This is a genomic window from Streptococcus bovimastitidis (assembly GCF_001885095.1).
GTDB lineage: Bacteria > Bacillota > Bacilli > Lactobacillales > Streptococcaceae > Streptococcus > Streptococcus bovimastitidis.
In genome coordinates, this window is sequence record NZ_LZDD01000001.1 from 241,877 (window position 1) to 253,603 (window position 11,727).

The window sequence follows — 11,727 nt, forward strand, 5'->3', positions numbered from 1 at the left end:
ATGAGAACGAACGATTTTTACAATATTATGGAGCTTGTAAAAATAGATGTTTTAGATAGCGAAAGCGAATATCTGAAACTCTTAAAGGTTGTCGGAAACAATCAGAAATACAACTTTTTAAGTCAGCTAAGTATCTATGATAAAAATCCGAATGCCACAGCTTGCACAAGCTTTGATTTATGGCGAGAACGATTTAACCGTACTGTTATGAGAGGGCAAAAGGGCATACCAATCTTAAATGACAGTAACGCATTTCAAAAGGTCGGATATATCTTCGATGTTAGCCAGACAATTTCAATGGACAGGAATGTCAATGAAGTTAAGCTATGGTCTTTTGATAAAGAAAATAATGGCAAAGCATTAAAAGACATGATTGATTTGCAAGGATATGAGGCAAGTGATAGCTTAACTGAAAATCTTTATACTTTAAGCCGAATATATGCCGATGAGAGCATTTACGAGCTTGCAAACAATTTAAGAATTGCAGATGAAGACAGAAACTCATTTGCAAACTTTATGAGAAACTCGGTAGCTTATGCCGTTTCAAACAGATTTCAAATTGATTATCCGTTTCCGATGGATAATTTAAGAGAAAATTTTAAGTCTATCGACAGCATATCTTTAATGAGTGTCGGCACTTGTATTTCAAATGCTTGTAGCCAAATCATCGATGAGACAAGAAGCAGAACAAGAAATTTTTCTAAAAATAGAGACCTGACAAAGAACCTTAGTGCCGATTATAATGAAAATAAAGTAAATGAATTAGGAGGAAATGATAATGTTATTCGATCAGATGACGAAAAAAATGATGAGCAAAGAAACCGAATTTTCGGAAGTGGGGAATACGGACGAGATAGTAGCAATCATCAAGGAGAAGACCCTAAGCAGCCTGGAAGAAGAGAAGATCTTTATGGAGGAATTTCCGAATCCGACTTACGCAGTGATGAGACTGGAGTATCTTTCAGAGAGCAAGGACGAGGAGAACTATCAGATGCTAATCGACCTTTACAAAGAGAAGAAGCTGGTATCTCACTTAATGGAAACTCAGAAGAGAGCAATCAACTTTATGAGGGACGAGAAATCAAAGTTGATGAAGTCTTGGAACATAGAGAGCGAGGAAGATCCGAAGTATCAGGCGATGATTTCAGCCCTGAAAGAGATGATAATCAAAGAAGTAGTCGAAGCGTAGAAGAAAACGGCATAGGAGAGATGAAAGAGGGAGCTGAAAATGCTCCCTTTTTCTATTCTAAGGATATTCCTAATGAGCTGATGACCGAGGAAATGCTTGAAAGAGTGCCGAAGCTCTATGAGCAGGAATGTATCTCCCTTGCCGATAAGGAAGTACACGCTGCATATATTATCCCGTTTAGAAGTAATTGGACCTGGTATATGACGGAGTATGACAGAGAAAGTGGCGATGCTTTTGGGCTTGTACTTGGGATTGAACCTGAATGGGGATATTTCAATCTTGAGGAGTTAAAGGAGTTAAATGCACAAAGACTCATTTTAGTAGACTTCCCGAAAACATTTAGGGAACTTAAAGACACAGAGCTTAAAAAGCAGATGAGCGAGGAAGAGCTTCAGATGGTCTTTAACAGTGAGCTTAGTTTTGAAAATGAAAGGGTTTATAAAACAGCAGGTAAAGAATTACCGGATGAATACGCAAAAGAATTAAGCCCTAACTTTGCCGAAGAAGTTAGCTCTATTATGGAAGAATATGAGGTTACAAGAGGAGAAGCCGTAAGCAGACTTGCAACAAGCAAGCTTGAAGAAGCTCTTAAAGGCACTAATATTTTTATTAGCGATTTTAGTGAGGAGCAGTTGGATGAGATTTTAAGTGCCATTAAAGAATATGATTTTTATGGTAATGAAATCACTGAAATTGCTGAGCCTAATCTCCCAGTTTGGAAAATGGAGCAGTTAAAATGGCTGATTGACGACTGGAACAAAGGAGAGACAAAAGTTACATCTGAGAAGATACAGTATCTCAAAAACCTTGACATTGATATTGCGAAATTTAATGTGCTTAAAGGTTATCTTGTAAATGATGAGGTGAGCATAGAGCAGATTGAAAGCTTCAAGGAAAATATCGACTTTGTAACGATGAGCGAGTTTGTGGACAGTCTAAAAGAAATAGCTTCAGATAACGAATTTGAGAAAGTGGCAATTAAAGTCGGAAATGAATTTATTCTTGCAAGTAAAAAAGACGGCTTTGCTATTAGTCTTGAAGATACAGGAAGAAAAGTTGCTATTGAGGGAAAAGAATACTCTCTTAATCGTGGAAGCAGTTTCGAGGAAAGTCAAAAAGTAGATAAGCTAATAGATAGTGGCAAATATGAAGCTTTTAAGATAAATGATTATGCGATAGAAAGTGATATTGCATTAGAAAATCAAGAAGCCGTTCAAGGAAATATTTTTGAATATCTAAGCGAAGAAAAGGAAGAAGCTATTACAGAGTCTAAATTGGATTTATCTCCTGGAAGAACAGTCTATATGAAGAACGAAGCCTATACCATTCACGAGGTAAGCAAGAACGAAATTATCGGCAAAAATGATTTGTGGCTTGATCCTGTAAGGAAAGGCAACCGTCAAATGCCAATCGTAAGCTTTGCGGATGAAAAAGAGCTTTTGGAAAAGATAAGTTTTGAAAGACCGAAACTTATTGTTGGAGATGAAGTCCATTACAAAGATAAAGACTTTACCATAACAAGATTTGACGATATGGGCGGTGGATTAAAGACCATTACCATAAAGGATAATGTGGAATATTTAGGTGGTATGATAACCGGCTCAGAGGTTATCCCGTATAGGCTTGAAAGTGATTTGGAAAGACTATTCGGACTTGAGGATAAACCAAAAGAGAAAGCTTCCAATTTCAAAATTACAGAGGAGATTTTACCTGAAAAGCTCACACCAAGTGAAAGGTTAAATAATAACCTGGAAGCCATCTCAATGCTAAAAAGAGTTGAAAAGGGCGAGAGAGAGCTTGACAGTACAGCACAGGAAGTATTAGCAAAATATGTCGGCTGGGGCGGACTTTCTGAAGTATTCGATGAAGAAAAGGGCGGTCAGTGGGAGACCGCAAGAAAATTCCTAAAAGAAAATCTATCACCTTTAGAATACGAAGCAGCTAAGGAGTCAACCTTAACTGCCTTTTTTACGCCTAAAACAGTTATTGACGGCGTATATAAGACACTTTCAGATATGGGCTTTAACAGCGGCAACATCTTAGAGCCGAGTATGGGAGTTGGAAACTTTATCGGAAATCTTCCGGATGAAATGAGTAAGTCAAAGTTTTACGGAATTGAACTTGACTCTGTCAGCGGTCGTATCGGAAAGCTTCTTTATCCCAATAGCGATATACAGGTAAAAGGCTTTGAAGAAACAAGCTTTTCCAACAATTTCTTTGATGTAGCAATCGGGAATGTACCTTTCGGAGAATTTAAGGTTAATGACAGAGAGTATAACCGAAATAACTTCTTAATCCATGACTATTTCTTTGCAAAATCCATCGACAAGGTTAGAAATGGCGGTGTTATCGCCTTTATCACATCAAGCGGAACGATGGATAAGAAAGATGAAAGCATCAGAAAATATATAAATGCAAGAGCTGAGTTTTTAGGAGCAATCAGGCTTCCAAACGACACTTTTAAGGGAGTCGCAGGAACGGAAGTAACAAGCGATATTATCTTCTTAAAGAAAAGAGACAGCGTTCTTGAACGTGATGATGCTTGGGTGCATTTAGCTGAAGATGAAAAGGGGCTAACCTACAACAAATACTTTGTAGAGCATCCTGAAATGGTACTGGGTTCTATGGAAGAGGTATCAGGGAGATTTAGAAATACTATTTCCTGTATTCCAAAAGAAAATGCCGATTTAAGAGAGAGTCTTGAAAAGGCGAGCAAGGAAATATCTGAAAATACAAAATATGAAGAGATTGAACTTCTTGATGATGAAATAACTTCCATTCCGGCAACAGACGATGTCAAAAATTTCTCATATACCGTAATTAATAACGATGTGTATTACAGGGAAAACTCGCTTTTTATTAAAAAAGAGGTATCGGATAAGAACAAAGAAAAGATTAAGGACTATCTCAAGCTGAATGAAGCCTTAAAAGATGTTATCAAAAGTCAAAAGGAAGATTTCAGCGATGAAGAGATAAAGGCTTCTCAGGAAAAATTAAATGAGGTCTATGATAACTTTTCTAAAAAGCACGGCTTTGTAAATAACCTTTCAAACACAAGAGCTTTAAGAGAAGATAGCAATTTCCCTCTTATATCGTCCATTGAAATACTCGATGAGGAAGATAACTTTAAGGCAAAGGGAGATATTTTCTCCAAGCGAACTATCACAAAGGCAAGAGTAATTGACCATGTGGATACTTCACTTGAAGCCTTGATGCTTTCCATTTCGGAAAAGGGTTATGTGGACTTTGAATATATGCAAGGTTTGACGGATAAGGATAGAAGCACTATCATTTCGGAGCTTAGAGGAGAAATTTTCCTAAATATCCGAGAGGAGAATACAAGGTTTAATCAGAAGATTTCCTTTGACCTTGAAGACGGCGATTTGCCGTTTAGCTGTAGTGATGAGAACAGTTCCTTTAAGTATGCCTATGTAACAAAAGATGAGTATTTAAGCGGAAATATCAGAGAAAAGATAGGTATTGTGGATAGCTATATTGCAAGACTAAGCCAAGCACAAAGAATGCTTCTGGATGAAAATACAGATGAACAAGAAATGCTTGCAAGTGAATTAAACCGCCTTGAATTTCAAAAGGCAGAGCTTCAAAAGGTTATGCCGAAAGAACTGGAAGCAAGCGAGATAAATGTAAGGCTTGGTGCTACCTGGATACCGACAAAAGATATAGAACGATTTGTCTTTGAAACCTTAAAGACACCGGGCTGGGCAAGATGGGATATAAAGGTTAAATTCTCCCATCTTACAAGTGAATGGAATGTTGAGGGGAAAAGCAAAGACCGAGGAAATGACCTTGCGGAAATGACCTACGGTACAAGTAGAGTTAGTGCCTATAAGCTGATTGAAGATGCTCTAAACTTAAAGGAAACAAAGGTATTTGACCAGATAGTAAATCCTGAAGGCTCAAAAACATCGGTCTTAAATAAAAAAGAAACGATGCTTGCAGGACAAAAACAGGAGCTTCTAAAAGAAGAGTTTAAGAACTGGATATTTAACGATCATGAGAGAAGAAACAGGCTTGTAAAGGTATATAACGATAAATTCAATTCAATCCGAAACCGTGAGTATGACGGCAGTAATTTAACCTTGGAGGGTATGGGAGAGGGAATTGACCTATATGAACATCAAAGAAACGCTATCGCAAGAATTCTTTATGGTGGAAACTCGCTTCTTGCTCATGTAGTAGGTGCCGGCAAAACTTTTGAAATGGTGGCAAGTTCTATGGAAGCAAAAAGGCTTGGAATGTGTACGAAGTCCTTGTTTGTAGTTCCTAATCATTTGACCGGACAAATCGGAAGAGAGTTTATGCAGCTTTATCCGTCAGCCAACATCATGGTGGCCGACAAGAAAGATTTTGAGCCGAAAAATAGAAAGAGATTTATCGGAAAAATTGCAACAGGCGAGTACGATGCGGTAATAATCGGGCATAGTCAGTTTGAGAAAATCCCGATGAGTAAGGAGTATCAGCAAAAACACATTCAGGATCAGATTGATGAGATTATCAATTATGTTGAAGAGTACAAGCACGATAGAAATCAGAATTTCACAGTTAAAGAGCTGCAAAAAACAAGAAAGAAGTTAGAAGCAAGGCTTGAAAAACTAAATGATGATTTCAAGAAAGATGATGTCATTACCTTTGAAGAGCTTGGCGTGGATAAACTGATAGTTGACGAAGCTCATAACTACAAAAACCTTTATCTTTATACAAAAATGAGAAATGTAGCAGGTATCGGGCAGTCTGAAGCCTTTAAGTCTTCCGATATGTTTATGAAGTGTCGCTATATGGACGAGGTGACAAACGGAAAAGGTATCGTATTTGCCACAGGAACGCCTGTAAGTAACTCGATGACAGAGCTTTATACCATGCAGAGATATTTGCAGTATGATGCTTTAAAGAAAAATGGCTTGGAGCATTTCGACTCTTGGGCTTCTACATTTGGTGAAACACAATCAGCATTTGAATTATCGCCTGAGGGAACCGGATATAGAGTAAAGACAAGATTTTCCAAGTTCTATAATCTTCCAGAGCTTATGAGTATGTTTAAGGAAGTGGCAGATATTCAGACGGCAGATATGTTAAATCTTCCTACACCTGAAGCACACTATGAAGTTGTTAAGACAATGCCGAGTGATGAACAGAAAGAAATATTAAAAGGTTTGTCTGAAAGAGCGGATAAGGTCAGAAATAGGGAAGTTGAGCCAGAAGAAGATAATATGCTTAAAATTACCAATGACGGTAAGAAACTTGCTTTAGACCAGCGTTTGATCAATCCTTTGTTACCTGATAATCCTGATAGCAAGGTCAATGTCTGTGTTAAGAATGTATTTTCAATATGGGATAAGACAAAAGAGAAAAAATCTACACAGCTTCTTTTCTCGGATATGTCTACACCAAAGGGAGACGGAGAATTTAATATCTATGATGATATGAGGGATAAGCTTGTGGCAATGGGAATACCAAAAGAAGAAATCGCCTTTATCCATGAAGCTAATTCCGATAAGCAAAAAGATGAACTCTTTGCAAAGGTAAGAAAAGGAGAAATCCGTATCTTAATGGGTTCGACTCAGAAAATGGGAGCAGGTACTAATGTGCAAAACAAGCTGATTGCTATACATGATTTGGATGTGCCGTGGAGACCAGCAGACCTTGAGCAGCGTGCGGGCAGAATTGTCCGTCAGGGAAATGAAAATAAAGAAGTTAATATCTATCGTTACATTACCGAGAACACCTTTGATGCCTACCTTTGGCAGACCATTGAGAACAAGCAAAAATTCATTTCTCAAATTATGACAAGTAAGACACCTGTAAGAGTTGCGGAAGATGTGGACGAAAGTTCACTTAACTATGCGGAGATTAAAGCCCTTGCAACAGGTGATCCGAAAATCAAAGAAAAGATGGATTTGGATAATGAGGTTACGAAGCTTAAAATGCTTGAAGCCAATTACAAGTCAAATCGCTATCGCTTGGAAGATAAGGTTGCAAAAACCTATCCTGATGAAATCGTAAAGCTTGAGAAACTTATTGAAGCCGTTAAAAAAGATATATCAAGCATAGAGCCATTAGGAGATGGCGAAAACAAGTTTACATCCATAACCATTAACGGAGCGAAGATAACGGATAAAAAAGAAGCAGGCGAAAAGCTGCTTGAAGTCATAAAGACAGTAAAAGTAAATGAGAGGAGGGGCATCGGTAAGTACCGAAATATGGATTTGGAAGTGAGCTACAACTTTTTTACAAATGAGCATAATTTTAGCTTAAACGGTGCTTCTAAAACGGTAGGAGAGCTTGGAACAAGTGCAGACGGTAATATTACAAGACTTGATAACGCCATTGAAAAAATGCCTGAAAAAGTAAAGAGGTTTGAAGAAAAACTCATCAGTACCAAAGAGCAGCTTGAAAATGCAAAAGAGGAATTAAAAAAGCCTTTTGAAAAGGCGGATGAACTGAAAACTAAGGTATTAAGACTTGCAGAGTTAAATAAGCTGCTTGATATGGGAGAGGTGGAAGAAAAAGAAAATCCAAATCCATTAGTGGAAGATGTGAAAAGAGCTATTATTGACTTTTGCAACAGAGAGTATGAAGAAAATCATAGATATGATGAATTTAATACGCTATATCCTGATTTAAAGCATATAGGCATTGCCTATACGAATACACCTGATGAAAAGCATGAGATACAGTTTGAACTTAATCTTGAGGACTTTACGGCTACGCAGCTTGTAAACGGCAAAGAGATAAGTCATTACGATTATGTAAAAGAAAACAGCAGTGAAGAAATGGCTCTTGATTGCATGAAGTTTGAAATGGAAAACGGTGAATTTAGTGCATTTGTTTCTGTTGATGAGGAAGAATTAAGACAGGCGTTAGGACTTGAAATTGATGATGAAGGTAATTTCTATGATCCGCTTGCAAAGGATTTGGATAATGATGGAGTGCCTGACAGGTATGATAATGACTTTAGGGACAGCGACTACTTTGAGACTACCTACGATGTGGAAGATAATCTCCACGCAAAGGAAGAAAAGCCATCTATCTTAGGGCAGATTAAGTCATTCCAGTCGGAACAAAGAGAAAAAGAAGTAAAAGATACAAAATCAAAAGAACACGATGAACGATAAGGGGCTTGTTTAAGTCCCTTATTCACTTTTAACAACAAATATGGAGGTATGAATAATGAATTACAAGGAAATGAGAAATACCATCGAGCAGATGGCAAACGAGAACTACGAGGACTTTACAAAGGCTCTAATCAGCTTTGAGAAAGGCATTAACGACAAGGAAGCACTTGATAATCTTTATGCGGAGTATATGGAGAATGACTCCATGAGCTTATTAAACGATGAATTTGACTATATGATTGATGAGCTTCGTGAAAGCGGTCAGATTAAGGAAAATTCGAGCATTGAGAAAGAGGATAACGATCTGGTAAATATTGTCGGCAATGTGGTAGGCGAAGTCGAGGTAGTAGAACGAGAAAACAAGAACGGAGAAGCCTTTAAGGTAGTTAATTTCTCCATTGTGTCAAAGGACGAAGAGGGTAATAAGCATTATACGAATTGCTCGGCTTATGGAGAAAAGGGTGATGTTCCAAAAGACTTTAAGCAAGGAGATTTTGTAAAGCTGTTCGGTCAGGAGAGAAAATCCATTGATGATAATGGTAAAGAGCATACGAATGTGAGAATACTCTCATCTAAACTCTTAAAAGCTAAAGAGCAGATGAAAAGTAAGGAAGAAAAGAAAGAATCTGTTCTTGGAGCAATCAAGAAATTTAAGGCGGAAGAAAAAGCAAAGCCTACTGAAAAGAAAGAAGCTTCCCAAGAAGTAGAAAGATAAGAATTTGTCGGTGTGGTCTTCGGACTGCACCGATTATTTTTTATAGAAAAAGGTTCGAGAAAACAGAATAAAGTATTGTTATTAGTTCTGTTTTTGTGCTATAATAGAATAGATATGATGAGGTGTGAAAAGACAAAACTGGAGGTTAGTCATGTCAAAACTAAGTTATAAAAAATTATTTAAAATGTTAATTGATATAGAAATGAAAAATACAGAGCTTATGGAAAAAGCGAAAGTAAGTAAAAGTACATTCTATAAAATAAAAAACGGTGAAAATGTTACTACTGATGTATTGCTAAGGATATGTGATGTATTGGAATGTGATATTTCGGAAATTGTAGAGTGTGTAAGTATTGAAGATGGAGGAAAAACGGGTGTCTAAGTTTACAGTTATAGATTTATTTTCAGGCGCTGGTGGGCTATCCAAAGGATTTTTAGACGCTGGTTTTGATGTTATTTTAGGAATTGATTTTGACGATAGTGCATTGAAAACTTTTGAAAATAATCATGGCAAAGCTAAAGCATTAAAATTGGATTTATTTAATCTTGATAATATTAATTACATAATTTCAGAGTTTGGTAGGGAACATAATACACTTGATGTATTAGTTGGTGGGCCGCCATGTCAAGGCTTTTCTTTAGCTGGTAAAAGAGAAGAAGATGATAAAAGAAATATGTTATATAAAGCGATGGTTAAATTGGCGGAAAGAATGAAGCCAAGAGCTGTTGTATTAGAAAATGTTCCTGGAATGCTAACACTTTATGATGGTGCTGGCAAAAAAAGAATATTTAATGATTTTGAAAAGCTTGGTTATAAAATGTCAGTGAAAGTTTTGTATGCACCTGAATATGGTGTTCCACAAATACGTAAAAGAGCTTTTTTTGTAGGATTATTGAATTCTAAGGAAGAGTTTACCTTTCCAGAGCCTATTCTTTCCTCAGAAAATTTTATTACTTGTGAAGATGCAATAGGAGACTTACCATCTTTAGAAGGTATTTATGGCGATGAGATACAGGAATATGAATGTAGTCCACAAACAAAATATCAAGCTGAGATGAGAAAAAATTCAACTAAATTATATAACAATATAGGAACACTACATTCGGCAAAAACAGTGAAGATGATTTCTCTTGTGCCAGAAGGGAAAAATTATAAAGCTTTACCAGAAGAATATAGAAATATGTATAAATATAATGAAGCACTAACACGATATCATAGCAAGAAACCTTCATTAACTATAAATACTGGGCATAGATCACATTTTCACTACAAATATAATAGAATACCGACGGTAAGAGAGAGTGCGAGGCTACAGTCTTTCCCAGACGATTTTATTTTTTATGGGAATAAATCCGAACAATATAAGCAAGTTGGAAATGCAGTACCACCTAAATTGGGGTATGCTATTGCCAAAAAACTCAAGGATTATTTATAGAGAAAGGCTAATGATAGTATGCGAAAATATAAATTTATAGACTTATTCGCTGGTTGTGGTGGACTGGAAGATGGATTTATGCAAACTGGTGATTATGAGTGCATATCGTCAGTTGAATGGTTGAAACCACAAGTAGATACGCTAAGGCATAGATTAAAAAATAAATATAATATATTAAATGCGGATGAATCTGTACTACACTTTGATATACAGAGAGAAGATGAACTATTTAACGGTTGGAATAACGATGAGAACTTTGGCTCATCTCTGGGACTAGATCATTATGTTAAAAAATCAAATGGTGTAGACCTAATTATAGGTGGACCGCCTTGTCAAGCCTATTCAATTGCAGGTAGAGTCAGGGACGAAAATGGAATGCGAAACGATTATAGAAATTATCTTTTCGAACATTATCTATCCGTTGTAAAAAGATATAAGCCAAAAGTATTTGTATTTGAAAATGTCCCTGGAATATTAAGTGCAAAGCCAAATGATAAAAAAATAATTGAAATAATTGAAGAAGAGTTCAAAAAAAGCGGATATGTAATCAGCAATAAGATACAGAAGTATGGGGTTGTTGATGCTTCAAAATATGGAGTGCCTCAAAGGCGAAAAAGAGTGATTTTACTTGGCGTTAGAAAAGATTTGGATTCTTTAGACTCTATATATGATAAGATTGATGATTTTTATAATGTTATGCTACCTAAATATCAACAGAAAGAGGTAACGGTGGGAGAAGCAATAGATGATTTGCCTAAAATCAGTCCTATCTGGGATGATGAAAAAAGAACAAATAAAAAAGCATATACTTATCAAGAAGGGATAAATTGGCATATACCTCGTTATCATAATTTGAGAGATATGGATATTTACAAAATGTTGGCTGAAGATATTGAGACTGGTGAAAAGAAATATACTAACGCTGCGGCTATTACTAAAATATATGAACAAAAAGTTGGATCTAAATCACCGATACATCGATACCATGTTTTGAGAAAGGATGAGCCTAGTACGACAATCATTGCTCATTTATATAAGGATGGTAATAGATTTATCCACTACGATTCATCCCAAGCTAGAAGTATTACACCACGTGAAGCAGCACGACTTCAATCATTTGACGATGATTTTAACTTTATTGGATCGCAAGGAAGTGTATATCAAATGATTGGTAATGCTGTACCGCCCAAATTAGCTTTAGCAATAGGTAAAGCTGTAAAAGAGTTTTTAGATAATCTATAGAGAGGAGATTAA

5 protein-coding genes are annotated in these 11,727 nt (G+C 36.5%); all 5 read left to right on the top strand.

All coding sequences use genetic code 11. The annotated features are described in order from the left end of the window. The 5 genes from A9Q68_RS01190 to A9Q68_RS01210 all read left to right on the top strand — a co-directional run bounded on the left by A9Q68_RS01190 (position 1) and on the right by A9Q68_RS01210 (position 11,715). Complete coding sequence (locus tag A9Q68_RS01190) at positions 1–8,322, top strand: helicase-related protein (protein WP_071792837.1); 8,322 nt, start codon at positions 1–3, stop codon at positions 8,320–8,322. Between the two features lie 55 nt (positions 8,323–8,377). Beyond that, positions 8,378–9,037, top strand: coding sequence for a DNA-binding protein (locus A9Q68_RS01195; RefSeq protein WP_071792838.1), 660 nt, complete (start codon positions 8,378–8,380; stop codon positions 9,035–9,037). Positions 9,038–9,188: 151 nt separating this feature from the next. Continuing rightward, positions 9,189–9,419 carry a helix-turn-helix domain-containing protein gene (locus tag A9Q68_RS01200; protein WP_071792839.1) on the top strand — a complete coding sequence of 77 codons (231 nt, stop codon included), beginning with the start codon at positions 9,189–9,191 and terminating at the stop codon, positions 9,417–9,419. Beyond that, positions 9,412–10,473, top strand: a complete 1,062-nt coding sequence (locus tag A9Q68_RS01205; RefSeq protein WP_206281788.1) for a DNA cytosine methyltransferase — start codon at positions 9,412–9,414, stop codon at positions 10,471–10,473. Before A9Q68_RS01200 ends, A9Q68_RS01205 begins: the two co-directional genes overlap by 8 nt. Positions 10,474–10,491: 18 nt before the next feature. Beyond that, the gene (locus A9Q68_RS01210; protein ID WP_071792841.1) at positions 10,492–11,715 is read left to right on the top strand and encodes a DNA cytosine methyltransferase; all 1,224 of its coding nucleotides are present in this window, start codon (positions 10,492–10,494) and stop codon (positions 11,713–11,715) included. Positions 11,716–11,727 lie beyond the last annotated feature (12 nt).

What these genes read in the sequence shown, in the direction of transcription:
- A9Q68_RS01190 (WP_071792837.1), top strand. Translation starts at nt 1, where the DNA reads ATGAGAACGAACGATTTTTACAATATTATGGAGCTTGTAAAAATAGAT.
- A9Q68_RS01195 (WP_071792838.1), top strand. Translation starts at nt 8,378, where the DNA reads ATGAATTACAAGGAAATGAGAAATACCATCGAGCAGATGGCAAACGAG.
- A9Q68_RS01210 (WP_071792841.1), top strand. Translation starts at nt 10,492, where the DNA reads ATGCGAAAATATAAATTTATAGACTTATTCGCTGGTTGTGGTGGACTG.
- A9Q68_RS01200 (WP_071792839.1), top strand. Translation starts at nt 9,189, where the DNA reads ATGTCAAAACTAAGTTATAAAAAATTATTTAAAATGTTAATTGATATA.